Origin of the sequence: Collinsella sp. An268 (assembly GCF_002159765.1) — a bacterium.
Lineage (GTDB): Bacteria > Actinomycetota > Coriobacteriia > Coriobacteriales > Coriobacteriaceae > Coprousia.
In genome coordinates this window covers 395,979-422,748 of the sequence record NZ_NFJH01000001.1, presented here as the reverse complement: position 1 = coordinate 422,748, position 26,770 = coordinate 395,979, and the positions used below count along the sequence as shown (strand labels likewise).

The window sequence follows — 26,770 nt, the reverse complement described above, 5'->3', positions numbered from 1 at the left end:
GCGGGGGAGGGCACGAGGGGGTCGCCTCCGCCGATCTGGGGGATGCGGTTGTTGATATCGGAACCGGGCATTGCGAGCCTTACCTTTCCCGTGTCCGTGACGCGCCGCGCGGGAGCGACGGCGAGTGGCTGTTCTGCGTGAATGATTATAACGGTCCGTGCGGACATGGGATGGCGGCTGTTTAACTTGTTACGCGGGATGTCTCGGGCGACTCACCGTGCCCGCGCCCGACCCGCTACAATGAACGCGACCGTACGGCCGCCTCCCGGCCGATTGCCCCCGCTATCGAAAGGCTGCGCCCATGCCCTCGCTTTCCGCTTTCGAGATCCTCGGCCCCGTTATGGTCGGCCCCTCCAGCTCGCATACGGCGGGTGCGCTCCGCTTGGCGCGCGTCGCCGCGTCGCTGTGCCCCGCACGTGTCCTGCGCGTGCGCTTTACGCTCTACAACAGCTTCGCCCACACCTACCGCGGCCACGGCACCGATCGGGCGCTCGTGGCAGGTATCCTGGGGTTCGAGACGGACGACGAGCGCATCCGTGACGCCTTCGCGCACGCCGAGGCGGCGGGGCTCGCCTGGTCGTTTGCGCTCGGCGGCGATGACGCGCGCCTGCATCCCAACACGGTCGAAATCGCGATGGAGGATGCGCGCGGCATCGAGGTCGAGGTCCGGGGCGAGAGCCTCGGCGGCGGCCGCGTGCGGGTGAGCCGCATCAACGGGGTCGATGTCGATATCTCGGGCGAGTACGACACCCTCTTCGTCGCGCACCGCGATGAGCCCGGCGTCCTCGCCGCCCTCACGGTGCTTCTCTCCGAGCGTCATATCAACATCGCGTTTATGCGGACGTACCGCACCGAGCGGGGCGGGCGCGCCTACACGGTGTTCGAGCTGGACGAGCTGCCGCCCGAGGACCTTCTGGGCGAGCTCGAGTGCCGCTCGAGCATCTACACGGCGACCTACGTGCGCGTGCCCGGCGCCGGCCCGGCGGCGGTCGTCGCGGCGGCAGACGAGTTCTTCGACACGGGAGCGGAGCTTCTGGCCCGCTGCCGCGCGCACGGCATGAGCATCGGCGCCGTCATGGCGGTGCGCGAGGCGCAGCTCGGAGGGGAGCGGGAGACGGTTGCCCGGATGGCGCGCGTGCTCCGCGTCATGCGCGAGGAGACGACCGAGCCCATCGTGTCGCCGCAGCGCTCGCTCGGCGGCCTCATCGGCGGCGAGGCGCAGCTAGCAGCCCACGCGGGGACGGCCCTCACCGCTGCTCTCATGGGCGAGGTCCAGACGAGGGCCGTCGCCTACGCTCTCGCCGTGCTGGAGCGCTCGGCGACGATGGGCGTTATCGTCGCGGCCCCCACGGCGGGCTCCGCCGGCGTGGTGCCCGGCTCGGTGCTCGCCGTCGCGGAGCATCGCGGCTTCGACGACCATCAGGTGATGGACGCGCTCTTCACCGCCGCGGCGGTGGGAATGCTCCTCACCCAGAACGCCTGCGTGGCGGGCGCCGAGGGCGGATGCCAGGCCGAGGTGGGGAGCGCCGCCGCCATGGCCGCCGCCGCTCTGGTCGAGATGCTCGGCGGCGAGCCCGAGACCGCGCTCGCGGCGGCGTCGCTCGCGCTCTCCAACCTGCTCGGCCTCGTGTGCGATCCGGTGGGCGGTCTCGTGGAGGTGCCCTGCCAGACGCGCAACGCCATCGGCGTGGCGGCGGCGTTCTCGGCCGCGCAGCTCGCGCTCTCGGGGGTGGAGCCCCTCGTGCCCTTCGACGAGATGGCCCGCGTCATGCTCGAGGTGGGGCGCGCGCTGCCGGCGAGCCTGCGCGAGACGGCGCGCGGCGGGGTCGCGACGGCGCCGTCCGCCTGCGCGGCCTGCGCGGGCTGCCGCTGAGGCGCGCTCCCGTCCCACGTCCGGCACGCGCGTCCCATGCGCCCTCATCGACCCCTAAAGACAAGGAAACCGCGTTCAGGCCCGATTTACCACCATGTTGGGGGCCTGAACGCGGTTTCTTTGAAAGGAAGGACGGGAGGGGGGCGGCTTGGGAGCTCCCGGGCGATCGGGACCGTTCGCCCGGGAGCCCGGCCGGGGTGCTGCGCCGAGCGCTGCCGTTAGAGCGCCATCGTGCGGGCGCGATCGATGCGCGCGAGGCAGTCGGCGCGGCCGATGAGCGCCATCGTCTCGCCGAGGGGTGGCGAGACCAGGTTGCCGCAGATGGCGACGCGCACCGCTTGGAAGACGACGCGCTTCTTGAGGTCGAGCGCCTCGGGTAGGGGCTCGAGCGCCGCGTCGATCGCCTCTGCCGTCCACGCGTCCTCGGTAAGGGAGCCGAGCGCCTCGCGGGCCCGGTCGAGCACGGCGCCCATACCCTCCTTGGCGAGGCCCTTGGCTACCGCCTTCTCGTCATAGGCGAGCGTCTCGGCGGTGGCGAAGATGGGGGCTGCCACCTGGGCGGCGTCGGCGGGCATCTTGGTGCGCGGCCGCACGATCTCGGCCAGGCGGTCCGTCCACTCCTCGTCGATCGAGACCGCGGGCTCCGGGTCGAGGAGCCCTGCCTCCACGAGCTGCGGCAGCAGGATCTCCTGCGTAAACGTGGCGTTGTCCATGCGGTTGATGTACTCGGCGTTCACCCAGTCGAGCTTCTTGGGATCGAACGTCGCCGGGTTCTTGGAGATGCGCTCGAGCGAGAACTCGCGCGCGAGCACGTCGCGCGGGATGATGGTGGTCTCGCCGTCGAGCGACCAGCCGAGCAGCGCGAGGTAGTTGACGAAGGCGTCCGAGAGGTAGCCGGCGTCGCGGTACTCCTCCACCGAGGTCGCGCCGTGGCGCTTGGAGAGCTTCTTGCCGTCGGCGCCGAGGATCATCGAGATGTGGGCGAACACGGGAACGGGCGCCCCCAGCGCCTCGTAGACCATGACCTGGCGCGGCGTGTTGGAGAGGTGGTCGTCGCCGCGGATGACGTGGGTGATGCCCATGGCGGCGTCGTCCACCACGGTGGCGAAGTTGTAGGTGGGGGTGCCGTCGGAGCGGAAGATCACGAAGTCGTCGAGCTCCTTGGCGGCGATGGTCACCTCGCCGTGGACGGCGTCGTCGATGACGACGTCGCCGCGGTCCTCGGGCACCTTGATGCGGATGGTGTAGGGCTCGCCGGCCTCCATGCGGGCGCGCGCCTCGTCGGCCGGAATGTTGCGGCAGCGGCGCTGGTAGCCCTGGAAGGGGTCCTTGCGGGCCTGGGCCGCGGCGCGATCCTCGGCGAGCTGCTCGGGCGTGCAGAAGCACGGGTAGGCCTTGCCCTCGGCGAGCAGGCGCTCGGCGGCCTCGCGGTAGAGGGCGAGGCGCTCGGTCTGGGCGTAGGGGCCAAAGTCGCCGCCCACCTCGGGGCCCTCATCCCAGTCGAGTCCGAGCCAGCGCATGGCGCGCAGGATCACCTGGGTGTTCTCCTCGGTGGAGCGGGTGGGGTCCGTGTCGTCGATGCGCAGGATGAACGTGCCGTGGTTGGCGCGGGCGAACGCCCAGTTGTAGATCGCGGTGCGCGCGCCGCCGATGTGGAGCTTGCCGGTGGGCGACGGGGCGAAGCGTACGCGTACGGGTTGGGTCATGGTGGGACTCACTTTCTTATATGAACACGCGTTGCGGCGGGGCCGCGAGAGCACATGCATTATAGCGCGCGCTTCCCGGTGCCGCGCCACCGGTCGCATGCCTGCACGGGACGTACCGATTTGGACCTCTGCCGTGCATGCGCGGGTTGGGTATCGGGTACGCTAACGGACATATTGCCGCCGCCGCGCCAAATCGCGGCGGGCGAGTCGCAAGGAGGGTCCGTGGCAACGGATAGTCAAGATTGTAGGTCGATGGGCGCAGGGACTGGTCAGGCGCTCGTAGTGGCGCGGGACGCCGGCATGCGCCGGCGCCGTGCGCGCTCGTTTGAGTTCGTGACCTTCGAGGCGCGCAGCGGAGAGGTGCTCGCCCTGGTGGGGGAGGAGCGCCCGCCGCTGCGCGACCTCGTGTACGCGCTTGCCGGCCTGGTGATGCCGACGGAGGGCTCGCTTGCCGTGTGCGGCGAGGAGCGCGCCCAACGCGGCGGCGCCCGCCCGCGTTTCGCTCGGCAGCGGCCGGCGCGCGGGACGCTGGGCGTCTCTGCGCTCACCGGGGTGGCCGCCCCATCGGACGTGCTCACCGTGGAGGAGGCCGTCGCGCAGGAGTTCTCGCTCTGGGGGAGGAAGACGACGGCATCTGCCGAGGACGTGCTTGGCTACCTCGCCTCCTTCGAGCTCGCGACCGAGGTCGACCGGCGCATCGGCGAGCTCGGCCCCGAGGGCCGCGCCCGTCTCTCCGCGGCCCTCGCCTTCGTCTGCCGCCCCCGGGTCGCGCTCGTCGACCTGACCGATCCGTTTGTGGCGGGCCTCGCGGCGGCAGACGGCTCCGCCCTCGTCCGCATGCTCGGCCGGCACGCGCGCGCCTGCGCGTGCGCCACCATCGTGGCGACGACCGACTTGGCCGTCGCGCGCGCGGCCGACGGCGCCTGCGGCATCGACCTGGCGTCCGCCGAGGCGCTCGCCCCTCAAGAAGATGATGCCCGATGAATCGCCTCTCCACCCTGATCCGCTTCGCCTTCTCCCGCATCGGCCGCGACCGCCGGCGCCTTGCCGCGGCCGCGGCGTGCGCGGTGCTGCCGGCGCTCGCCGCCCTCATCGCCGTGGCGGCGCTCGCCCCGGCGCTCGACGCCTCCTCGCGCATCCCGGTCGCGGTCGTCAACCTCGACGAGGGCGCGACCGATGCGGAGGGCCGCACGGTTGCCGCGGGCGACGACTTCGTCGACTCGCTTGCCGACACGAGCGAGCTCGCGTGGGCGGTTGTGGACGAGGGCGCGGCCGACGCCGGGCTGGCGGACGGCACCTACGCCCTCATCGTGAAGATTCCCGCCACCTACTCGGAGCGGGTGGCGAGCCTCACGGGCACCGACCCCGCGCAGGCGACGATCGAGATCGTGTCCGACGGCTCCGAGAACGTGCTCGCCACCAAGGCGGGGAGCGCCGTGCTCAAGCAGGTGCAGGCGCGCCTCAAGAGCGATCTTGGGGAGAACTACCTGCTCTCGGTGCTCTCTGACGTGCGCGGCCAGGCGTCGAGGATCACCATGACATCCGACGGGACCACCATGCTCCAAAGCGCGTTCGACGGGCTCGAGCAGGGAACCTCCGCCCTCGCGGACGGCCTCGACCAGACGGCGGCGGCCACCGGCACCCTGGCGCAGGGGATCGACGGCATCGCCCAGGGCGTCACGGCGGCCGGCACCGGTGCGCAGGCGCTCGCCGCGGGACTCGACGCGACGGCCGAGCAGGGCGTCGGCGCCATCAGCTCCGGTGCGGCGCTTTTGGGCGACGGGTTGGATGCTGCCGCGTCTTCCGCTGCGGTCATGGGGGCGTATGCGACGAAGCTTGCGGGTGCCCTCGACGGTGCCGGGGAGTCGCTCTCGGGCGCGTCGGGCGACCTCAAGGGATGGCTCGCGGGTTCGTCGAGCTATGCTGAGCAGCAGAAGACGCTGGCGGAAGCGCTCGAGAGCGCGACCGGTCTCGCCGCCGCGCTCGGCGACGGTGCCGCCGCGGTGCACGACGGGGTCGCGGGTGCGCGCGAGGACGTCTTCGCCGTCGCCGAGGGCGCCGCCTCTCTGGCTGCGGCCCTGAAAGAATCCGGCGCCGGCGCTGAGGCCCCGGGCGGCACGGATGCGGCGGATGCGGGGGCCCTCGACACGCTCGCGGCCCTCGAGCAGCGCTACGGGGATGCCGAGGAGCGACTCGATGCGCTGATGGGCGAGCTCGAGGGCGCGCTCGATGCGGACGCCTCCTCGGACGCGCGGTCGGCAACGGAGGTTCTCGCCGATATCAAGCAGGTGCGCGGGGAGCTCGCCGCGATCGCCGAGGAGCGCGCGCAGGTGCTGGCAGACGCGGACGCGCTCGCCGCGCAGGCGCAGGAGCTCGCCGAACGGGCCGCCGCCGCCTCCGAGGCGCTCGCAGTAGCCGATGACGCCCAAGAGGGGCTCGCGGGAGACATCGCGTCTTTTGAGGGCGCCTCCGAGGCGGTCTCCGATGCCGCGGCAGATCTGGGCGCGACCACCGCGGACCTCGCCGACCGCGCGAGCCGCATCGGCCGGGCGGTAACCGAGGCGCAGCTCGTGCTGAACGGCCAACCGCTGCCGACGGGCGAGACCGTTCCCGGCGCCGCCGAGAGCGTGCGGCTGCTCGGCCAGGGCATCGCGGGCATCGGCAGCCAGCTTTCCGCCGACGGGCTCATCGGAGGCGGGGTCGCGGGCCTCGAGCAGGGCGCCGGTGCGCTCAGGCAGGCGCTCGGCGGCATGGCAGACGCCACGGCGACGCTCGGGGCGGGCAACGTCGCCCTCGGGCAGGCGCTCGGGGCGGTCAACCAGGGCACGGGGGCGCTCGGCCAGGGTATCGGCGCGATGGCTGAGGCGGAGCGCCAGCTGGGCGACGGCGTCGCGCAGCTCGGCGAGGCCTCCTCGGGTATCGCCGACACACTCGATACGGCGGGCGAGGAGCTCTCCGCCGTCTCTGCCAACCATGCGGAGCGTGCCGAGGTCGCCGCGAACCCGGTGCGCTTCCGCACGACGCAGGTCAACCGCACCGACGCACCCGCCCAGGTGCTGCCCGTCGCCGCGGCGACGGCCCTATGGCTGGGGGCGCTCGCGTGCGCCCTGCTCGCTCCGGGTGTCGATGGACGCGCGGTCCTTGCCGGACGCGGCGGCGCGGCGCTCGCCTCGCAGGGCGCCGTATGCGCCGTGCTCGCCCTTGCCCAGGCGGCGCTCGTCGCCGTGGCGGGCGTAGGCGTGGCCGGCCTCTCCGTTACCTCCGCCCTCGCCTTTGCGGGGGTCGTCGTACTCGCCGCGCTCGCGTTCGCGGCGCTCGCCCTGGCGGTGCGGCTCTGGGCGGGCCGCGCCGCCGCGCCGATCCTCGCGGCGCTGCTCGCGCTCGGCCTCGTGAGCGGCGGTCTCGTGCTACCCGGGGTCTTTACCGAGGGGCTCTTCGGCGCGCTCGGCGGCGTCATCCCCGTAAACGTCGCCGCATCCGGCATGCGCGCGGCGGCGGGCTCTTACGCCGGCGTGCCGGCATGCGCGCTCTACCTTGGGGTCCTTCTCGTCGTCGCCGCCGGGGCGGCATGGCTCCGCGTCAGGCGCCCCCGCGTGCCGCGGATTTTTGCCGCATAACGGGCCCCGGGGCGGTTTGCTTTGGGGGGACCACGGTACAATAGGCGCGCATGCGTTTGCAGCTCCCGGTGCGACCGCGCCCCGCGGCCGCACCTTACCGACCTTTGGGAAGGATGGACCCTATGAAGTATTTCGGCACCGACGGCTTCCGCGGTGAGGCCAACAACGGCCTCAACGTGGAGCACGCCTTCAAGATCGGCCGCTACGTGGGCTGGTACTACGGTGCGCGCCAGGGCAAGAAGGCGCGCATCGTGCTCGGCAAGGACACGCGCCGCTCGAGCTACATGTTCGAGAGCGCGCTCACGGCGGGCCTCGTCGCCTCGGGTGCCGACGTCTACATGCTGCACGTCATCCCTACGCCGGGCCTCGCGTACGAGACGGTGGACGGCCGCTTCGACTGCGGCATCATGATCTCGGCCTCGCACAACCCCTACACCGACAACGGCATCAAGCTCGTCAACGGCGAGGGCTACAAGATGGACGAGGACGTGCTCGAGCTCATCGAGGCCTACATCGACGGCGAGTCGGACGAGGTCCCGCTCGCGACGGGCGATGCGATCGGCTCGACCATCGACTACATGCAGGGCCGCAACCGTTACATCGGCTTCCTCATCTCGAGCGCCAACTTCTCGCTCCAGGGCATGAAGATCGGTCTCGACTGCGCCAACGGCGCCGCCTCCTCGGTGGCCAAGCCCGTGTTCGACGCCCTCGGCGCCGACGTGCGCGTCATCAACAACTCGCCAGACGGCCTGAACATCAACGTCGACTGCGGCTCCACCCATATCGACCGCCTGCGCCGCCACGTGGTTGAGCAGGGGCTCGACGTGGGCTTTGCCTACGACGGCGACGCCGATCGCTGCATCGCGGTAGACGAGCGCGGCAACGTGGTCGACGGCGACCTCATCCTCTATGTCTGCGGCGTGTACCTCAACAAGCACGGCAGGCTCTCGGCGGGCACCGTGGTCCCGACGGTGATGAGCAACTATGGCCTCTTCAAGGCCTTCGACGAGGCGCACCTCTCCTACGAGACCACCGCGGTGGGCGACAAAAACGTCTATGCGTGCATGCGCCAGAACGGGTACAGCCTCGGCGGCGAGCAGTCCGGCCACATCATCTTCGGCGATATCGAGTGCACGGGCGACGGCATCATGACGAGCCTGCGCATGATGGAGGTCATCCGCGCCGAGCGCGAGACGCTCTCGCAGCTCTGCGCGCCGGTGAAGCTCTATCCGCAGGAGCTCATCAACGTGCGCGTGACCGACAAGGACGCCGCCATGAACGACCCCGCGGTCACCGCCGCCGCGCAGGAGGCCGAGGCCTTCCTCGCCGGTCGCGGCCGCGTGCTTGTGCGCGCCTCCGGCACCGAGCCTGTCGTGCGCACTCTCGCCGAGGCGCCGACCGACGAGCTCTGCAGTGAGGCGAACGCCTTCGTGCTGAAGGCACTCGAGCCGCATCGCGCCTAGCCTGCTCGCCGCGCTCCGGTGACGCCGATGCGCGGCACCGCGCCGCGCGGACGCCATCTATCGTGTTTCTCTGACGTACCACCTCGTGTCCCGGCGGGGTGGTACGATGCTCTGCACGTAGAAGGGGCGCGCGGAATGGTAACGGCCGCGCGCCTGCAACAGAAAGGACTGCCATGTCAGACGAGATTCGTTCCCCCCATGGTCGCTCGTACCTCTTCACCTCGGAGTCGGTGACCGAGGGGCATCCGGATAAGATCGCCGACCAGATCTCCGACGCCGTGCTCGACGCCATCCTCGACAAGGAGGCCAAGCTCGAGGCACAGGGGTACGTCGATACCGACGGGGTTCCCGCGCGCCTCGACGCGGTGCGCTGCGCCTGCGAGACCATGCTCACCACCGGCATGGTGGTCATCTCCGGCGAGATCCGCACGCAGGCCTACGTCGACGTGCAAAGAATCGCCCGCGACGTCATCTGCCGCATCGGTTACGACCGCGCTAAGTACGGCTTCGACGGGACGACCTGCGGCGTCATCAACATGATCCACGGGCAGAGCCCGGACATCGCCCAGGGCGTCGATGAGAGCTTCGCCGTGCAGGCAGGGGAGTCGAACGACCCCCTCGACCAGGTCGGCGCCGGCGACCAGGGTATGATGTTCGGCTACGCGACCGACGAGACGCCGACGCTCATGCCCATGCCGCACTACCTGGCGAGCCGGCTCGCCGAGCGCCTCGCAGAGGTGCGCCACAACGGCACCGTGCCCTACCTGCGGCCGGACGGCAAGACGCAGGTGAGCGTCCGCTATGAGGACGACCGCCCCGTCGCGGTCGAGACCATCGTCATCTCCACCCAGCATGCGCCCGAGATCGAGGACATGGGCACCATCAAGGCGGACATGCTCGAGCACGTCATCGCGCCGGTGATGGACGAGGCCGGCATCCCGTGGCGAGCGGCGACGGTGTACGTCAACCCCACCGGGCGCTTCGTGGTGGGCGGCCCCATGGGCGATACGGGCCTCACCGGCCGCAAGATCATCGTCGACACCTACGGCGGCATGGGCCGCCACGGCGGCGGCGCCTTCAGCGGCAAGGACTGCACGAAGGTCGACCGCTCGGCCGCCTACGCCGCGCGCTGGGTGGCCAAAAACGTCGTGGCAGCGGGGCTCGCGCGCACCTGCGAGGTCGAGCTCGCCTACGCCATCGGCGTGGCGCGGCCGCTCTCCATCATGGTGGACACGTTCGGAACCGAACAGGTGCCCGTGGAGGCGATCGAGCGCGCCATCGACGAGGTCTTCGACCTGCGCCCCGGCGCCATCATCCGCGACCTCGACCTGCGCCGCCCGATCTACCAGAAGACGGCCGCCTACGGGCACTTCGGTAGAAACGATCCCGACTTCACGTGGGAGCGGACCGACCGCACGGACGAGCTTCGCAGCGCGGCGGGCCTGCCGGCCTAACCGGTGCCCCATGGCCCCCGATCCGCAACAGCTCGCGCTCTTTAGCGCAGAGTCGACCGTAGCCGCCTTTGCGTCGGTGGTGGTCGATATCCCTGCCCGCGCTCTCTCCGAGCCCTATGCCTACGGGGTGCCCGGGGAGTTTGCCGACGATATCGCGATTGGGTCGACGGTGCTCGTTACCTTTGGGCACCGCGCCGCCCTCGGCTACGTGGTCGCGCTCGCCGAGACCCTTGGCGACCTTCCCGGTGCGGAGGGATTAGATCCGGTGCGCGTGCGCCCGGTGCGTGCCCTGCTTGCCGCGCCCTCCTGCTCACCATATGCCGCCGATATCGCCTTCTGGCTCAGCCGGGAATACGTGGCACCGCTCGCCGAGTGCCTCCGGCTCTTCCTGCCGCCGGGCGGCACCCCGCGTCTGGTGCGGGATGCAGACGGTGCCTATCGCGTCGAGCGCCCGGCGGTGGCCGAGGTGCACGAGCGCGTCTTGTCGCTCACGGACGCGGGGCGCACCTACGAGCCACCGGTTCGGGCCCACCGGCAGCGGCAGCTCCTCGAGGCCCTCGCCTGCGGCCCTGTTACGACCCGTGAGCTGCGGGCACTCTACACTGACCTCTCCGCCACCATCCGCACGCTCGCCCAGAAGGGCGTCGTGGCGGTGGAGGAGCGCCGGGCATGGCGCGGCGTCTCGGGTGCGACGACGCTTTCGTCGGCCAGTGCCTCCGTACCCGAGCATCTGACCGATGGCCAGCGGGAGGCGCTTGCCGCCATCGCCGAGGCGTATGCGCGCGGCCAGGGGGACGTGGTCCTCATCGACGGGGTCACGGGCTCCGGCAAGACGGAGGTCTACCTCGCCGCAATCGAGCGCGTGCTCGCGGATGGGCGCTCCGCCTGCGTGCTCGTGCCGGAGATCTCCCTCACGGCGCAGACCGTCGGCCGCTTCCGCTCGCGCTTCGGCGACGCCGTCGCGGTCTTCCACTCCCGCCTCTCGGCGGGCGAGCGCCTCGACCAGTGGGACATGGTGCGCACCGGGGCGGCGCGCGTGGTGGTGGGCGCGCGCTCGGCGCTCTTCTGCCCCTTCCGCGACCTCGGGCTCATCGTCATCGACGAGGAGCACGAGCAGTCCTACAAGCAGGGGTCGAGCCCGCGCTACCATGCGCGCGAGGTCGCCGCCGAGATGGCGCGCCGCGGGGGGTTCCCCCTCGTTCTGGGCTCGGCGACCCCCTCCGCCGAGGCGCTCGAGCGCTGTCGGGCCGGCACCTGGGCCGCTCAGCGGTGGCAGCGCGTCGAGATGCGTGAGCGCCCCGGCGGCGCGCGCCTGCCCCGCGTCGTCGTGGCGGACCTCAGACGGGCCTTCGCGGGCGGCAACCGCTCCATGTTCTCGAGCGTGCTCGAGCGGGCTCTCCTCGATGTGGCGGCGCGCAAAGAGAAGGCGGTGCTCCTGCACAACCGACGCGGGTTCGCGCCGTTTCTCATGTGCCGCGAGTGCGGCTGCGTGCCCACGTGCCGGCACTGCTCGACGGCGCTCACCTACCACGAGCGCACGCATACCCTCGAATGCCACACCTGCGGCGCGGTGTACCACGTGCGGCCGTATCCCGCCCCGGGGAGCGCCTGCCCCCAGTGCGGCAGCCGCTACCTCGCCAAGATGGGGCTCGGCACGCAGCAGGTGGAGGACGCCCTGCGCGCGCTGCTGCCGCCGGATGTGGCGGTCATACGCATGGACGCCGACTCCACCAAGGGCAAGGACGGGCACCAGAGGCTGCTGGAAGCCTTTGACGCAGCCGAGTCGGCGGTGCTGCTGGGCACGCAGATGATCGCGAAGGGGCTCGATTTTCCCGAGGTCACGCTCGTGGGCGTCATCAATGCGGACTACGCGCTCAAGATGCCTGACTTCCGGGCCGGCGAGCGCGCCTTCGACCTTCTCGAGCAAGTCGCGGGGCGCGCAGGGCGCGGGGAACGGCCGGGTGAGGTCATCATCCAGACCTATCTTCCCGAGGACCCCGTGATCCGCGCCGTCGCGACGCACGATCGGGCGATCTTTACCGAACACGACCGCGCCCAGCGCGCCGAGGCGCTGTATCCGCCGTTCGTGCGGCTGAGCAACATCAACGTGTGGGCACGTGACGAGCACGCGGCCGAGGGCCATGCCGCGGCGATCGCGTGCGATATCAGGCGCCTGGTCGCGGCGACCGCCCCCGTGCCCCTCCCAGCGGGGGATGCCGGGGCGCCTCCCTCGCTCGCCGAGGGGGGAGACCCGCGCGTGGCGCCCGTCGTGCTCGGTCCCAACCCGTGCGTCATCGCCCGTGCGAAGGACCGCTATCGCTTTCACGTAGTGATAAAGTCCCCGCTGGGGTACCATATCTCAGATGTGATCGCTGCGGTGCTCGACGCCCGCCCCGCCCCGCAGGGCGTGACGGTGGGGGTCGACATCGATGCTTACGACCTCATGTGACGCGCCCGCACCGGGCGCGCGCCCTCACGAAAGGTGAACGTATGGAGATGAACGATATCGTGCTCTCTCCCGACCCGCGGCTGCGCGAGGAATGCGCGCCCGTCGAGGAGATCGGCCCCGAGCTCGTCGAGCTCGTGGAGCGCATGAAGCGGGACATGTTCGAGAGCGGCGGCTGCGGCCTCGCCGCGCCCCAGGTGGGCGAGCTCATCCAGCTCGTCATCATCGACGTGGACTACACCTCCGCCGATGACTACGACCCCTACGTCCTCATCAACCCGGTCATCGTCGAGCAGTCAGATACGAAGGTCCCCTATAACGAGGGCTGCCTCTCCATTCCCGGCATCACCTGCGAGATCGAGCGGCCGGACCACGTCGTCGTGGAGGCGGAGAACCTCGACGGCGAGCTCATGCGCTACGAGGCGACGGGCGACATCATGTGCGTCTGCCTGCAGCATGAGATCGACCACCTGCACGGCATCACCATGTTCGAGCGCCTGGGGCCGCGCGAGCGCATGCACGCCATGCGCAGCTACCAGGAAGCGCTGGCTAACGGCGCCAAGCCGGGGGATACGGAATAGCGACCGCGCGGTCGATAGAGGGCGCTCTTGACAGAGAGGAGACGGATATGAGGGTCGTATTCATGGGTACGCCGGCATTCGCGGTGCCCTCGCTCACGGCGCTCGCGCGCGAGCACGAGGTGGCGCTCGTGGTGACGAGGCCCGATGCCGTGCGCTCGCGCGGCAAGCGCCTGGAGCCCTCTCCCGTCAAGGAGGCGGCGCTCGAGCTAGGGCTCCCCGTGCTCGAGACGGCGCGCATGACCCCGGAGGCCCTCGAGGCGCTGCGGGATGCTGCGGCGGACATCTTCTGCGTCGCCGCGTACGGCTGCATCTTGCCCGATGCTGTCCTCACCATGGCGCCTTTGGGCTGCGTCAACGTGCACGCGTCGCTGCTCCCTCGCTGGCGCGGGGCGGCGCCCATCCAGCGCGCCATCCTCGCCGGAGACGAGGTCGCCGGCGTCTCCATCATGCGCATCGGGCACGGTGTCGACACCGGCGCCTATTGCGCCCAGGCTTCGACGCCGGTGGGCGAAAAGGGTGCCGACGAGCTCACCCGCGACCTCGCCGAGCTCGGCGGCGCGCTGCTCGCTCGCACGCTCCCCACCATCGCCGCGGGATCTGCCGTATGGACCGAACAGGACGAGGCGCTCGTCACCCACGCCGCCAAGATCGCCAAGGCGGAGCTCTGGCTCGACCCGGAGGCGGATGCCCCCGCCAACGCGCGGCGCGTCCGCGCCTCGAGCGACGCCGCGCCGGCGCGCTGCCAGGTGGGAGGCCGTGCCGTGCGCGCCGTGCGTGCGCGCGCCGTCGAGTCCGGAGAGGGCGCCCCGCTTCCCGCTCAGGGGACGTACGCCGTTGCCGGCAAGCGCGTGCTTCTGGGGTGTGCGGCGGGCGCACTCGAGCTCATCGAGGTCAAGCCCGACGGCAAGCGCCAGATGGGGGCCGCCGCATGGGCGGCGGGGCTGCGCGACAAGCAGGGGACGTGGGGGCCCCTCTCGTGAGCAGGCTCTCCCCGGCGCGCAGGGCGGCGCTGCGCCTTCTCGTCGCGGCGGCCGAGCGCGACGCCTACGTGCGCGAGCTCATCGATCGCACGCCGGCCGTTGCCGCGCTCTCCTCGCGCGACCGCTCGTTCTGCAGGCGCCTCGTTCTCGGCGTCACGGCGAGCGAAGGCGTGCTCGATGCGGCGCTCGATCGCTATCTTGACCGTCCCTCCAAGGTTTCTCTGCGCGTGCGGACGGCGCTTCGCCTCTCCGCCTTTGAGCTTCTCTATCTGGACACGGCGCCCGAGGCCGCGGTGAGTCAGGGAGTTGAGCTCGTTCGCTCTCAGGCGCGCGGTGCGGCAGGTCTTGCCAACGCCGTGCTCCGCCGGGTGGCTTCCGGCGCCAAGACCTTTCTCGCGGCATCTGATGTGGCAGAGGGGGAGCGCGCGATGGCAGCGGCCGCACGGTGCGCCGGTCTGCCTCTTTGGCTCGTGCGAAGCGTTGCGGAGGAGCGGGGGACCGAGGCGCTTCGCGCCCTTGCTGCCGGACAACTGGAGCCCGCGCCCCTGGCTCTTCACGCGCTGGTGGGCGCAGAGGAGCAGATGGGCGGTGCGCCCGGGCCCGTACCCGGTTGCCGCGTGGATATCGATGTCGCCGCGCTTATCGGGGACGGTGCCTTCGAGCGGGCCCGCGCGGTAGTGACCGATGCCCATGCGCAGCTCATCGCCACCGCCGCGGTGCGACCGGGCACGTGCCTGGAGATCGGTGCGGGTCGTGGTACCAAGACGTTTGTCATGGCGTGCCAGGCCCGGCGGGCGGGGTTCGCGCGCCGTGTCGTGGCGCTCGACCTCTACGAGCACAAGGCCGCCCAGAATCGATCGCGACTCGAGCGCGCGGGTCTTGGGTGCATTACGACCGTCGTCGGCGACGGCCGCGACCTCGACTGCGCCCTCGGGCCTCTCGATGAGGGGGGACGGCGCCTCTTCGACACCGTGTTTGTGGACGCGCCCTGCTCCGGGACGGGCACCATGCGCCGCCACCCCGAGATTCCCTGGCGTCTCGATCCGGCGTCGGTGGCGGCGGACGGAGCGCTGCCCGGCCTGCAGCTCGCGCTTCTTACCGAGGCCGCGCGCCGCGTCGAGCGGGGAGGGGAGCTCTGGTACGCCACCTGCTCGGTGCTCAAGAGCGAGAACGATGAGGTGGTCGCCCGGTTTCTGGCGTCACCGGAGGGCGCCGGCTTCTGTCTCGAGCCGCCCTCGCGCGCGGTCATCTTCGATGAGCCCCTGTTCTCTTCCGCCGCACGCCATCTGGCGGCATATGAAAACGGGGACGGCCTTATGCAGACCGTCCCCATGCTCGGCGGGTTCGATGGGCATTTCTGCGCGCGCCTCGTGCGCCGTGCGGCGACGTAGGCGCGCGTCGTCAGTTGTCCGCCTTGTGGGGGCAGTTCTCGCAGGCGTGCGTCTCCGCGGCGCCGGAATCCGCGGTGCCCGACGTAGCGGCCGTGGCGGAGCCTCCGCCGCGCTGATCGGTGTTGTAGAACCCGCTTCCCTGGAATGAGATGCCGCTCGCGTTGAACACCTTGCTCGCGGGCTCCCCGCAGGAGGGGCACCTGACGGCGGGGTGCTCGGTCATGCCGTGCTCGACCTCGAAGACGGTGCCGCAGGCGCTGCAGCGGTAATCGTAACGTGCCATTCGTAACTCCCTCTTCAATGGCGCGGCGCCCCGGAGGGCGCCGCCGAATCGTTTGACTATCGGATACTCTACCCAATTTCGACCCACGGCGCGAGGCACATCGTCAGAAGCGATGGGAACCGCGTCTCACGCTCACAAGTGGGAAGGCTCGCGCACCTCGCCGGCGAAGCGGCCGGTACGGGAGAGCAGGGCGGCGACGGCGGCCTCGGCAGCGGCGATATCCGCCTCCTCAGCCTGCCAGCTCCAGTTGCCCTCGGCCACGCCGGGCACGTTCATGCGGCAATCGTCGCCGAGCCCCAGGACGTCCTGAAGCGGCATCATGACCACGTCGGCGTCGCTAGCGAGCGCATCCTCCACCAGCTTCTGGGCGAGCTCCATCGACGCGGCCTCATCGCCGCCCGTATAGCTGGCGGCGCAGAAGCCGGCGAGGGTCGCCGTGTCGTGCGTCGAGGTGTAGAGGATCTTCTCCGGCTTGGGGTGGATGCCCGCGCGGATATCGTAGTCCTCAAACAGCAGCACATCCATCCCCGGAAAGCCGCAGGCGCTCACGAGGGCGCGCACGCCCGGGGTGAGCACGCCGAGGTCCTCGGCGATAAACGGCAGCGGGCCGAGTTCGGAGGCAGCCTTCTCGAAGAGGTCCCGGCCGGGACCGGGGATCCAGCGGCCCTCAGAGCCGGGCGCACCGGCGGGAATGGAGAAGAAGTTGTGGAAGCCGAGGAAGTGGTCGAGGCGGACGCGGTCGTAGACGCGTATGGCGCGGCGCAGGCGGGCGAGCCACCAGCGGTAGCCGTCGGCGCGAAGCGCGTCCCAGCGGTAGGTGGGGTTGCCCCATACCTGGCCCTCGGGGGCGAAGTTGTCGGGCGGCGCCCCGGCGATCTCGGTCGGGCGACCGTCGCGGTCGAGATTGAAGAGCTCGGGGTTAGCCCAAGCGTCGGCCGAGTCATCGGACACGTACATGGGGATGTCGCCTATGACCTGGATGCCCTGGGCGTTGGCGTAGCCCATGGTCTCCTGCCACGCGAGCTCGAAGCGGTACTGCAGGTAGGACTGGATGTGCGCCTCGGTCGCGAAGCGCGGGTCCTTGAGCAGCTGGGGGCGGTAGCGGCTGAGCTCCTGGGGCCATTCATGGCGGGACGTGCCGCCAAAGTGCTTCTTGACCGCCATGAAGGCGCAGTAGGGCTCGAGCCAGAAGCGCTGGTCCTCGACGTAGTCGCGGTAGGCGATGTCGGTGCCCGCACCGCCCGCGGCCTCCCAGCGCACGTAGTCGGCGCGCAGCTCCTCCTCGGTCTCGGGCAGAAGCGCGATGTTTCCCGCAAAGGCCGAGGGGCCGGCGTACGGTGAGCGGTAGAGGTCCGTCGGGTTCACCGGGAGGACCTGCCAGTACGTGAATCCCATGGCGGCGAGATGGTCGATGAAGCGCTTTGCGGGCTCGCCGAGCGTGCCGGGACGCCCGTCGTCGGTGGGAAGCGACGTGATGTGGCAGACGACGCCCGCACCGGGCGCGAGCGGCTTCTGCAGGCGCGCCTCGGGGTGGAAGGAGACGACGGCGGAGCCGAAGGGCCAGAGGTGGACCTCGCACATGCCGTCGGCGCCGACGGTGAGCTCGGTACCCGAGACGACGTCGGTTGCGCACGCCCCGAGCGCGGGGATGCGCACCGTGGCGTCCGTGGTGCGGCTGCGGTTGATAAGGACGGTCGCGGCCTCGCCCCGTTCGTTCTCGCGCGTGTAGCCGAGGACGTCCTCGGTGGGAGCGAACGGGCGGATGGTTCCGTCGACGAGCACCGGGAGCTCGCGGCGGACGCCCGCGGCGTTCTTGATGATGGTCTCCATATCGTACTCGTGCGGGTCGCCGGGACGCGGCAGGCCGCGGCGGTTGCCGGGATCCGAGAGCCCCTCGAGACCGTACTCGTCGCCGTAGTAGATGGAGGGGACGCCCGGGAACGTCATCTGCATGAGCGTCGCGAGCCAGAAGCGCGCCTTCGCGAGGCCCATCGCCTCGGGCGACAGGCGCCAGCGCCCGCGCTCCTCCTCGGGGAGCTTGCTCTCGTCGGGGCCGCCGCCGAGCACGCTCGCGATGCGCGGCCGGTCGTGGCTTCCCAGAAGGTTGAGGGCGCAGGCGAGCGCCTCGGGCGGGTAGTTCTCCACAAGGCTCCAGATAACCTCGGCAGCCTCGGCGGCATCGATGTTTCCCATGAGGAAGTCGATCACCATGGTGCGGAAGGGGTAGTTCATGGCGGAGTCGAGCTCGTCGCCCTGCAGGTAGTGGCGGGGCTGGCCGTAGCTCATCTTGTTGGAGGCGTCCTCCCAGACCTCGCCCAGAAGCAGGCCGTCTGGCTTCTCCTGGAGCAGCGTCTCCTTGATGTCGGCGATGAGGTCCTCGTGGAGCTCGTCGGCGACATCAAGGCGCCAGCCGTGGGCGCCGGCGCGCGTCCAGTGGCGGATGACCCCGTCCTCGCCCAGAAGCAGCTCGCGCACCAAGGGGGAGTCCTGGTTGAAGTCGGGCATGTTGTCGATACCCCACCAGCACTTGTAGGTGCCGTCGTCGTTGAACTCATAGGCGTCGCGCCACGGCGAGGCGGGGTTGTTCCAGGCGCCGTCGCCGGGGTAGTTGCCAAAGCGGTTGAAGTAGAGCGAGTCGTCGCCGGTGTGGTTGAACACGCCGTCGAGGATGATGTGCATGCCCAGCTTCTCCGCCGCGGCGCAGAGATCCCGGAAGTCCTCCTCGGTGCCGAGGATAGGGTCGATCGTGAGGTAGTCGGCGGTATCGTAGCGGTGGTTGCTCGCTGCCTCGAAGATGGGGTTGAGGTAGATGGCCGTGATGCCGAGCTCAGACAGGCGGGGGAGGTCCTCCTCGATGCCCTTGAGCGAGCCGCCGTAGAAGTCCCAGTATTTTATGGAGCCGTCCTCGTTGCGCTCGTAGACGGGTGGCTCCCACCAGTCCTCGATGAGGCGGCGCTGCACGCCGTTGCGCGGGCGGGCGAGCGCCGCCTCGGTGCGCTCGCGCCAGTTATCGTCACGGCGGTAGCGGTCGGGGAAGATCTGGTAGACCATGCCCTTCTCGTACCATGCGGGGCGCACGGCGCGGTGGCGGTACACGCTGATCTGGAAGGACGGGCAGCCGGCGTAGTCGTACATGACGCCCTCGCCGCCCGTATGGCCTTGCGGGGCGCCGAGATGGGCGAGGCGTCCCGTATCGCCCTCCTCCCAGGAGACGTGGAACGTGTACCAGACGTTGGAGGGGCGGGGGCAGGCGAGGCTCGCATGCCAGAGCCCGTCTTCGCCCTGCTGCATGGTGTGCAGACGCTCCCCCTTGCCGTCGACCCAGGTGCGCAGCCTGACGGAGAGCGGCGCGTCGGGAGCGTCCTCTATGCGAAGGGATAGGGAGACCGTGCTCCCCGCCGTGACCGCACCGAAGGGCTCGCGGTACTCGGGGAGGCGGGAATGGTGGATGAGCTTCATGGATAGTTCCGTTCTAACAACCGCCCGTGTGTTACCTATTTGACATGACGTCAAGAAATGGGCAGCTCACCCATTATAAGGGACGAGCCGGTGGCAGACGATGATATTCAACAGGTTTGCCTTCTCCGTGGCACAAAAAGAGGGGAGGACACCGCTGCGTGCCCTCCCCGGAAGATCAGTCGATTGCCGATGTGCGCCCCGTTAGCGCTTGGTGGTGCGCTTGCGGGCGGCGCTCACCGAAGTCGCCTTGGGCGCGGGCTTCGCCTTCGCCGGCTCCGCGGGCTTCTCGGCGGCCTTGGGGGCGGGAGCGGCCTCCGGTGCGACGGCGGTCGCGTCGGCCTTGGGCGCCGCGGGCTTCTTGGCTGCGGCGCGCGTCGTCTTCGCGGCGGCCTTGGCCGCGGGCTTTGCGGCGGCGGTGGTCTTCTTGGCGGTCGTCGTGCGCGTGGTCTTCTTCTCCGGCTCGGCCTTTGCGGCGGGCGCGCTCTCGGCGGCGCTCGTCTTCGCGGCAGTGGTCTTAGCTGCCGTGGTCTTCGCAGCCGCGGTCTTGGTTGCGGTCACCTTGGCGGCGGCAGCCTTGGCCGTCGTGCGCTTCGCCGCGGGCTTCTCGGCAGCGGGGGCCGCCTCGGCTGCGACGGCCTTCGCCGCGGTGGACGTGGCCGTGCGCTTCGCCGCAGTCGCCTTCTTGGCGGCGGGCTTCTTCTCGGGCTCCTCAGCCTTGGTTGCCTCGGTCGCCGCCGTCTTGGCGGTCGTCTTGCGCGTCGTGCGGGCGGCGGGCTTCTTCGGGGCAGGTGCCGCCTCCTGTGCCGCGGGCGCGGGCGCAGCGGCCTCGGCGGGTGCGCTCTTGGGCTCCTCGGCAGGTTTCTCGGCAGGGGCGTCCGTCACTGCGGGAGCGGGCTGCGCCTTCGCCTCCGCAACAGGTGCCGGCTCGGCAGGGGCTTTCTCGGCCGGCGCCTCTGCGGGCTCGGGCTCGGGAGCGGGCTCAGGAACGGGCTCGGGTTCAGGAGCGGGCGCCGGCGGCGTAGGGGGGACGGGCTCCACGTCGGGGTGCAGGTTGGTGTAGAGGCCGAGGTACGAGCCCGCGGAGCGCGTCCAGGAGAAGTCCGTCTTCATGGCCTGCTCGACCACGCGGTTGAACGCCTCGCGGTTGTCCCAGAACAGGCGCGCGCCACGGAAGACGGCGTCTCCCATCTCGTCGCCGTTGAAGTTGGCGAACGAGAAGCCCGTGCCCTCGCCGGTATCGTAGTTGTAGGGGATGACGGTGTCGCGCAGACCGCCCGTCTCGCGCACCACGGGCAGCGTGCCGTAGCGCATGGCGATGATCTGCGAGAGGCCGCACGGCTCGAAGAGGGACGGCATGAGGAAGAGGTCGGCGCCGGCGTACATGCGGCGCGAGAGCGCGGAATCGAAGGTGATGCGCGCGGCCATGGTCCCCGGGTACTTGCCCGCGAAGTAGTTCATCGCGTCCTCGTAGGCGCGCTCGCCCGTGCCGAGCACGGCAACCTGGACGCCGCCGGAGAGGATGCGGTCGAGCGAGTAGGTGACGAGGTCCATGCCCTTCTGACGGGTGAGGCGCGAGACCATGACCATGAGCGGGCGGTCGTCGCGCACCTCGAGGCCGAGCTCCTGCTGGAGGGCGCGCTTGCAGGCGGCCTTGCCGCCCATGTTACCGACCCCGTAGTTCTCGGCGATCTGGAAGTCGGTCGAGGGGTCCCACGAGGGCTCGTCGATGCCGTTCAGGATGCCCGAGAGGATATCGGAGCGCTGGCGCAAGATCCAGTCGAGGCCCTCGCCGTAGTCGGAGGTCTTGATTTCGCATGCGTAGCTCGGGCTCACCGTGGTGATGGCGTCGCTGTAGCAGAGCGCGCCCTGCATGAAGTTGATGGAGCTCGAATCGCAGCGAAGCTGGCGCGCCGCGTTGGGGATGTGGGCGAGGCCGAGCACGTCGTTCAGCATCTTGTCGGAGAACTGGCCCTGGAAGGCGATGTTATGGATGGTGAAGATCGTCTTCACGCGCTCGTAGAGCGGCAGGCCTTGGTAGAACTCGCGCAGGAACACGGGCGCGAGGGCGGTCTGCCAGTCGTTGCAGTGCAGGATGTCGCACTCGAAGCCGGCCGGCAGGTGCTGGAGGCTCTCGCAGATCGCCTTCGAGAAGAAGGCGAAGCGCTCGCCGTCGTCGAAGAAGCCGTACGGGTAGCTGCGGTTGAAGTAGTGCTCGTTGTCGACGAAGAGGTAGGTGACGCCGCCCTCCTCGATCTTCTCGAGGCCGCAGTACTCGTTGCGCCAGCCCAGCGGCACGTAGAAATCGGTGTAGTGCTCCATGCGCGCCTTGAACTCATCGGGGATGGAGGCGTACTTGGGGCACATGACGATGACGTCGCAGCCGTCTTTCACCAGTTCCTGGGGAAGCGACCCGGCCACATCGCCGAGACCGCCGGTCTTGACGAACGGGGCTACCTCGGCCGAGGCGAAGACCACTTGCATCTTGTGTTTAGCCATTTCGGTTTACTCTCCTCAATTCCAACACGAGGGATGTGTGCGTCGCGCAACGGGCGACGGTCAATATGATAACGCGCCCGCACGGCCTTGGGGCCGCACGGGCGCGTAGTGTTACACGCTCGTGATTATCGGTGGTCGCCCTTGCCCATGACAAGGATCGCGTCGGGCGTTCCCCGGTACTCGGTGTTCTCGGGGACGACGTTGTTCTTGTCGAGGATGGCGTTCTCGACGCGGGCGCCGCGCTTGATCACGCAGCTGAACATGATGATGGAGTTCGAGACGTTCGCGCCGCTCTCCACCACGACGCCGCGCGACAGGATGGAGTTGCGCACGGTGCCGTAGATCTTGCAGCCCGCCGAGATGAAGGAGTTCTGCGCGTTGCAGCCACCATAGTACTTGGCCGGCGCCGCGTCGTGGGCCTTCGTGCGGATGGGGCGGTCGATGGGGAAGAGCTGGTCGTAGATGTCCGGCGTCAAGAGCTCCATGCTGCGCTGGTAGTAGGTGCGCTCGTCGAAGATGCCGATGGCGAGGCCCTTGTACTCGTAGCTGCACACGTCGATGCGCGCGAAGTCGCCGGCGATGGCCTCGAAGAAGTCGAGGTAGTCGGCGTTGGCGTAGCTGTTGATGATGTCGATCAGCAGGTCGCGGTTGATGACGAAGCAGTCGATGAACTTGTTGTCACCGTACTCGCAGCCCGGCTCGATCTGCTGAACGCGGCCCGCATCGCCGATGACGAGGCGGTTGGCGTCGTTGTGATGGCGCTCTGCCTTCACGTAGACCATGGTGACGCCCACGCCGGAGCGCTCGTGCGCGTCGATGATCTCGTTCAGGTCCATGTTGAAGATGATGTTCGCGCCCATCATCACGACGTAGGGCGTGTCGGCGCGCTCAAAGAGCTCGCGGTTGGAGATGATGTCGCGGAGCAGGAAGCGCATGCCCTGCTTCGTGGTGCCGTAGGGGTTGCCCGGCATGGTGAACAGGCCGCCCGATTTGCGGTCGAGCATCCAGTCCTTGCCGTGGCCCACGTGGTCGGAGATGGAGCGCCAGTTGCCCGGCATGACGAGACCGACGGTGCGGATGCCGGCGTTGGTCATGTTGGAGAGCGGGAAGTCGATCAGGCGGTAGCGGCCGAGGAACGGGACGGCCGCCACGGGACGGTCCTGGATGAGCTTGCTGGGCTCCGAGCCCGCGTAGTTAGCGGTGATGTAGCCGATGGCCTTGCGGTTGATCATCGGTTCATTCCCCCTTCCCGATGACGACGTCGTTTCCAACGACGGCCGTATCCTTCGTAGTATCGACGCTGCCGAGCTTTACGCCCTCTTCAACCACGGCGTTCTCACCGAGGATGGCGCGGCTCACGTGGGCACCGTTCTTCACGACGGCGCCGGGCAGCAGGACGGAATCCTCGACGATGGCGCGCTCGCCCACGACGCAGTCGGTCGAGATGATGGAGTGGCGCACCGTGCCCATGATCTTGCAGCCGTTGGCGACGAGCGCGTCGTCCACGCGGCCATTGGGCCCGATGAAGTGCGGCGGGCGCGTGGAGTCATTGGACAGGATGGGGTTCTTGCTGTCGAAGAGGTCGAACTCGGGGTTCGCGCCCAGCAGGTCCATCGACGTCTCGTGGTAGCTCGCGATGGTGCCGACGTCCTTCCAGAACCCGTGGTACTCGTGCACGTAGAGGTTCTTGCCGTCGCCGAGCGCCTTCGGGATGATGTCGTTGCCGAAGTCATGGCTCGAGCGCTGGTTGACGGCGTCCTCCTCGAGGGCGTTGACGAGGAAGTCGTAGGAGAAGACGTAGATACCCATGGACGCGAGGTTCGAATCGGGCTTCTCGGGCTTCTCGGTGAACTTCGTCACGCGCTTGTCGTCATCGGTCGTGAGGATGCCGAAGCGGCTCGCGTCCTCCCACGGCACGGGCATGACCGCGATGGTGAGGTCCGCGTTGTGCTCGATATGCGTGTTGAGCATATCGCGGTAGTCCATGCGGTAGAGCGCGTCGCCCGAGAGGATGAGCACGTACTCGGGGTGATGCGACTTGATGTAGTCGAGGTTCTGCGTCACGGCGTCCGCGGTGCCGGCGTACCAGGCGCCGCCCTCCTGCGTCGCGTACGGCGGGAGGATCGAGATGCCGCCGCCGGTCTCGTTGAGGTCCCAGCCGCGACCGGACCCGATGTACTCGTGCAGCTGGTAGGGACGGTACTGCGTCAGTACGCCCACCGTGTCGATGCCCGAGTTCGCGCAGTTGGAAAGCGTGAAGTCAATGATGCGGTACTTGCCACCGAACGAGACGGCTGGTTTGGCGATCTTAGCGGTGAGCGCCCCCAACCTGCTGCCCTGCCCCCCGGCGAGGAGCATCGCGATGCATTGCTTTCTACCCATCGATGTTCTCCTTCAAAATCCTTCAGAACCCTATAGACCTTGCTATCGAGCGGGGCGGGCGGGCTGCCCGCCCCGTGGATGCCGTGCGGAGGCGCGCCGTGGTGCCATGACGCGGCCTTCTAGCGCCTAAGCGTGCCAGATTTCGTCGCGATACGAGCGGATGGTGCGGTCGGACGAGAACCAGCCCGAGGACGCCGTGTTGTGGAGCGCGCGACGGTTCCAGTCCGCGCGGTCGGAATAGCTCGTCGTGAGCTCCTCCCAGGCGTCGACGTAGGAGCGGAAGTCTTTCATGACGAAGTCATGGTCGTTTCCGTTCAAGAGCTCATTATGGATGCTCTCGAAGTCACCGGAGAGACGAGCGAACGTGTTATCGGTGAGTTCATCAATAACGCGCCCTAAACGGTCGCGGTCGCTGTTGTACATGTCCCAGGCGAAGTGCATGCCGCTCGCGCGGAGCTCGTCAACCTCGGGTGCGGTGAGGCCGAAGATCTTCTCGTTCTCGGCGCCAGCGAGGTTCACGATCTCGATGTTCGCGCCGTCCATGGTGCCGAGCGTGATGGCGCCGTTCATCATGAGCTTCATGTTGGAAGTGCCCGAGGCCTCCATGCCGGCCGTGGAGATCTGCTCGGAGATCTCTGCCGCCGGATAGATGAGCTGGGCGTTGGAGACGCGGAAGTTGGGGATGAAGCAGACCTTCATGACCTCGTTGACGCGCGGGTCGTTGTTCACGACGTCGGCGACGGAGTTGATGAGGCGGATCGTCTCCTTGGCGAAGGTGTAGCTCGAGGCGGCCTTGCCCGAGAAGATGAACGTGGTCGGCGCCACGCGGAAGTTGGGGTCGGCGAGGCGACGATTGTAGATATCCATCACCTTGAAGATGTTCAGCAACTGGCGCTTGTAGGCGTGGAAGCGCTTGACCTGCACGTCGAAGATCGAGTTGGGGTCGATGACCAGGCCCGTCTCCTGCTTGACGTAGCGGGCGAGGCGCTCCTTGTTCGCGCGCTTGGAGGCGCCGACGCGCTCGAGGAACGCGGGGTCGCCCTCAAAGGCGGAGAGCTTCTCGAGCTCGGAGGCGTCGTCGAGCCAGCCCGTGCCGATGGCCTCGCTGATGAGCTTGGCGTAGGTGGGGTTCGCCTCGGCGAGGAAACGGCGGTGCGAGATGCCGTTCGTCTTGTTGTTGAACTTCTCGGGCGTGAGCGCGTAGAAGTCCTTCAGGGTCTCGGCTTTCAGGATGTCGGTGTGGATCTGGGCGACGCCGTTGACCGAGTGGCTGCAGATGACCGACAGGTTCGCCATGCGGACCTCGCCGTCCCAGAGGATGGCGGTGGCGCGCAGGCGGTTCTGCCAGTCGTCGGCCGTGCGGTCGAAGGCGGCGCTGTAGCGGCGGTTGATCTCGTCGATGATCTGGTACACGCGAGGGAGGAGCTTGGAGAACGTGGAGATGGGCCACTTCTCGAGCGCCTCGGGGAGGATGGTGTGGTTGGTGTAGGAGATGGTGTTCGTCACGATCTCCCACGCCTCGTCCCACTCGAGCCCCTTCTCGTCCATAAGGATGCGCATGAGCTCGGGGCCGCACATGGCGGGGTGCGTGTCGTTGGTGTGGATGGCGACGTAGCGGGGCAGGAGCTCCCAATGGGCGCCGAAGTCGTTCTCAAACGTGTCGAGCAGGCTGTAGATGCCGGCGGACACGAAGAGGTACTCCTGCTTCAGGCGGAGCAGGCGGCCGTGCTCGCCCGCGTCGTTGGGGTAGAGGATGGCCGAGATGGCCTCCGCCTCGGCGCGGTGCGCGTCGGCGCCGGCGTAATCGCCCCGGTTGAAGGCGTCGAGGTCGAACTGCTCCTCCACGGGCTCGGCGCTCCAGACGCGGAGCTTATTGACGGTCTCGCCGCCGTAGCCGACGACGGGGATGTCATAGGGAACGGCGAGAACGTCCTGGGTACCCTCGGTGTGGTACACCATATGCCCGTCGCGCTCCTCGCCCACGACATGGCCGCCGAAGCCGATGCGCACGGCGCGGTCGGGGCGGCGGACCTCCCAGGGGTAGCCGTGGGAGAGCCACTCGTCGGTGGTCTCGTGCTGGGCGCCGTTCACGATCTCCTGCTTGAAGAGGCCGTAGCGGTAGCGCATGCCGTTGCCGTAACCGGCGATGCCCTCGTGGGCCATCGAGTCGAGGAAGCAGGCGGCGAGGCGGCCCAGGCCGCCGTTGCCGAGCGCGGGGTCGGGCTCGTAGGCGCAGAGCTCGTCGAGGTCGGCGCCGAGGTCGGCGAGGCCCTCCTTGACGACGTCGCGCACGCCGAGGTTCAGCAGGTAGTTGTCGAGCAGGCGACCGATGAGGAACTCGATGGAGAAGTAGTAGACGCGCTTCTGCTTCTCGGAGGAGACGCGCGTCTCCGTCTCGGTCTGGATGGCGCGCGCCTTGCCGGCGATGAGCTTGGCGAGCGCGGTGAAGCGGTCGAGGTCGCTCGTGTTCTCGAAGGGCTTGCCCGACAGGGACATGATCGAGGCCTTGTAGCCCTCGATGAAGTCCTCTTTGGATTCGAAGATCTGTTTCATAAGGTCCTTTCTACCGGTGGTGCCGGGATTCTTGGGCGAACACAACTTTTCCATTATCGCGCAAATCGGGTGCATGGCAAAACGTT

General features: G+C 69.1%; 17 protein-coding genes. 10 read left to right on the top strand and 7 right to left on the bottom strand.

Going from position 1 to position 26,770, the window contains the following annotated elements; translation table 11 throughout:
- A partial coding sequence (locus tag B5F70_RS10720) for a hypothetical protein (protein ID WP_206383475.1) occupies window positions 1-185 on the top strand: 185 nt, incomplete at its 5' end.
- 116 nt (window positions 186-301) lie between these two features.
- Complete coding sequence (sdaAA, locus tag B5F70_RS01910; RefSeq protein WP_087203854.1) at window positions 302-1,873, top strand: L-serine ammonia-lyase, iron-sulfur-dependent, subunit alpha; 1,572 nt, start codon at window positions 302-304, stop codon at window positions 1,871-1,873.
- Window positions 1,874-2,091: 218 nt separating this feature from the next.
- Here sdaAA and gltX read toward each other — a convergent pair whose 3' ends face one another.
- Window positions 2,092-3,579, bottom strand: coding sequence for a glutamate--tRNA ligase (gene gltX, locus B5F70_RS01905; protein ID WP_087203853.1), 1,488 nt, complete (start codon window positions 3,577-3,579; stop codon window positions 2,092-2,094).
- 222 nt (window positions 3,580-3,801) lie between these two features.
- Between gltX and B5F70_RS01900 the strand changes: the two genes are divergently transcribed.
- The 8 genes from B5F70_RS01900 (at window position 3,802) to B5F70_RS01865 (ending at window position 15,511) form a co-directional block, all read left to right on the top strand.
- Window positions 3,802-4,563 (top strand): hypothetical protein, encoded by a 762-nt coding sequence (locus tag B5F70_RS01900; RefSeq protein ID WP_143753901.1) that lies wholly within the window; start codon window positions 3,802-3,804, stop codon window positions 4,561-4,563.
- Window positions 4,560-7,196, top strand: coding sequence for a YhgE/Pip family protein (locus tag B5F70_RS01895; protein ID WP_087203851.1), 2,637 nt, complete (start codon window positions 4,560-4,562; stop codon window positions 7,194-7,196). Before B5F70_RS01900 ends, B5F70_RS01895 begins: the two co-directional genes overlap by 4 nt.
- A gap of 122 nt (window positions 7,197-7,318) precedes the next feature.
- A complete protein-coding gene (gene glmM, locus B5F70_RS01890) occupies window positions 7,319-8,659 on the top strand; it encodes a phosphoglucosamine mutase (RefSeq protein WP_087203850.1) in 1,341 nt (446 codons plus the stop codon).
- 173 nt (window positions 8,660-8,832) lie between these two features.
- On the top strand, window positions 8,833-10,113 hold the full coding sequence (gene metK, locus B5F70_RS01885; RefSeq protein WP_087203849.1) for a methionine adenosyltransferase: 1,281 nt from the start codon (window positions 8,833-8,835) through the stop codon (window positions 10,111-10,113).
- A gap of 10 nt (window positions 10,114-10,123) precedes the next feature.
- A complete protein-coding gene (gene priA / locus B5F70_RS01880) occupies window positions 10,124-12,562 on the top strand; it encodes a primosomal protein N' (RefSeq protein ID WP_087203848.1) in 2,439 nt (812 codons plus the stop codon).
- Window positions 12,563-12,603: 41 nt separating this feature from the next.
- Window positions 12,604-13,140, top strand: a complete 537-nt coding sequence (gene def / locus B5F70_RS01875; RefSeq protein WP_087203847.1) for a peptide deformylase — start codon at window positions 12,604-12,606, stop codon at window positions 13,138-13,140.
- Window positions 13,141-13,187: 47 nt separating this feature from the next.
- On the top strand, window positions 13,188-14,120 hold the full coding sequence (fmt, locus tag B5F70_RS01870; protein ID WP_087203846.1) for a methionyl-tRNA formyltransferase: 933 nt from the start codon (window positions 13,188-13,190) through the stop codon (window positions 14,118-14,120).
- The gene (locus B5F70_RS01865) at window positions 14,117-15,511 is read left to right on the top strand and encodes a transcription antitermination factor NusB (RefSeq protein WP_241145866.1); all 1,395 of its coding nucleotides are present in this window, start codon (window positions 14,117-14,119) and stop codon (window positions 15,509-15,511) included. Before fmt ends, B5F70_RS01865 begins: the two co-directional genes overlap by 4 nt.
- A 10-nt stretch (window positions 15,512-15,521) precedes the next feature.
- Here B5F70_RS01865 and B5F70_RS01860 read toward each other — a convergent pair whose 3' ends face one another.
- From B5F70_RS01860 to B5F70_RS01835, 6 genes are all read right to left on the bottom strand, one after another.
- Window positions 15,522-15,794 (bottom strand): FmdB family zinc ribbon protein, encoded by a 273-nt coding sequence (locus tag B5F70_RS01860; RefSeq protein ID WP_087203844.1) that lies wholly within the window; start codon window positions 15,792-15,794, stop codon window positions 15,522-15,524.
- Between the two features lie 132 nt (window positions 15,795-15,926).
- Window positions 15,927-19,253 carry a 4-alpha-glucanotransferase gene (locus B5F70_RS01855; RefSeq protein ID WP_087203843.1) on the bottom strand — a complete coding sequence of 1,109 codons (3,327 nt, stop codon included), beginning with the start codon at window positions 19,251-19,253 and terminating at the stop codon, window positions 15,927-15,929.
- A 201-nt stretch (window positions 19,254-19,454) separates the two neighbouring features.
- Window positions 19,455-21,749, bottom strand: coding sequence for a glycogen synthase GlgA (gene glgA / locus B5F70_RS01850; protein WP_164476574.1), 2,295 nt, complete (start codon window positions 21,747-21,749; stop codon window positions 19,455-19,457).
- A 125-nt stretch (window positions 21,750-21,874) separates the two neighbouring features.
- Complete coding sequence (gene glgD, locus B5F70_RS01845) at window positions 21,875-22,981, bottom strand: glucose-1-phosphate adenylyltransferase subunit GlgD (RefSeq protein ID WP_087203842.1); 1,107 nt, start codon at window positions 22,979-22,981, stop codon at window positions 21,875-21,877.
- 4 nt (window positions 22,982-22,985) lie between these two features.
- Window positions 22,986-24,131, bottom strand: a complete 1,146-nt coding sequence (locus tag B5F70_RS01840; protein WP_087203841.1) for a glucose-1-phosphate adenylyltransferase — start codon at window positions 24,129-24,131, stop codon at window positions 22,986-22,988.
- A 126-nt stretch (window positions 24,132-24,257) separates the two neighbouring features.
- Window positions 24,258-26,684 carry a glycogen/starch/alpha-glucan phosphorylase gene (locus B5F70_RS01835; RefSeq protein WP_087203840.1) on the bottom strand — a complete coding sequence of 809 codons (2,427 nt, stop codon included), beginning with the start codon at window positions 26,682-26,684 and terminating at the stop codon, window positions 24,258-24,260.
- Window positions 26,685-26,770 lie beyond the last annotated feature (86 nt).

Excerpts from the sequence above, each read along its gene's own strand:
- sdaAA (WP_087203854.1), top strand. The coding sequence starts at position 302 with ATGCCCTCGCTTTCCGCTTTCGAGATCCTCGGCCCCGTTATGGTCGGC.
- gltX (WP_087203853.1), bottom strand. The coding sequence starts at position 3,579 with ATGACCCAACCCGTACGCGTACGCTTCGCCCCGTCGCCCACCGGCAAG.
- B5F70_RS01895 (WP_087203851.1), top strand. The coding sequence starts at position 4,560 with ATGAATCGCCTCTCCACCCTGATCCGCTTCGCCTTCTCCCGCATCGGC.
- glmM (WP_087203850.1), top strand. The coding sequence starts at position 7,319 with ATGAAGTATTTCGGCACCGACGGCTTCCGCGGTGAGGCCAACAACGGC.
- metK (WP_087203849.1), top strand. The coding sequence starts at position 8,833 with ATGTCAGACGAGATTCGTTCCCCCCATGGTCGCTCGTACCTCTTCACC.
- priA (WP_087203848.1), top strand. The coding sequence starts at position 10,124 with ATGGCCCCCGATCCGCAACAGCTCGCGCTCTTTAGCGCAGAGTCGACC.
- def (WP_087203847.1), top strand. The coding sequence starts at position 12,604 with ATGGAGATGAACGATATCGTGCTCTCTCCCGACCCGCGGCTGCGCGAG.
- fmt (WP_087203846.1), top strand. The coding sequence starts at position 13,188 with ATGAGGGTCGTATTCATGGGTACGCCGGCATTCGCGGTGCCCTCGCTC.
- B5F70_RS01860 (WP_087203844.1), bottom strand. The coding sequence starts at position 15,794 with ATGGCACGTTACGATTACCGCTGCAGCGCCTGCGGCACCGTCTTCGAG.
- B5F70_RS01855 (WP_087203843.1), bottom strand. The coding sequence starts at position 19,253 with ATGAAGCTCATCCACCATTCCCGCCTCCCCGAGTACCGCGAGCCCTTC.
- glgA (WP_164476574.1), bottom strand. The coding sequence starts at position 21,749 with ATGGCTAAACACAAGATGCAAGTGGTCTTCGCCTCGGCCGAGGTAGCC.
- glgD (WP_087203842.1), bottom strand. The coding sequence starts at position 22,981 with ATGATCAACCGCAAGGCCATCGGCTACATCACCGCTAACTACGCGGGC.
- B5F70_RS01840 (WP_087203841.1), bottom strand. The coding sequence starts at position 24,131 with ATGGGTAGAAAGCAATGCATCGCGATGCTCCTCGCCGGGGGGCAGGGC.
- B5F70_RS01835 (WP_087203840.1), bottom strand. The coding sequence starts at position 26,684 with ATGAAACAGATCTTCGAATCCAAAGAGGACTTCATCGAGGGCTACAAG.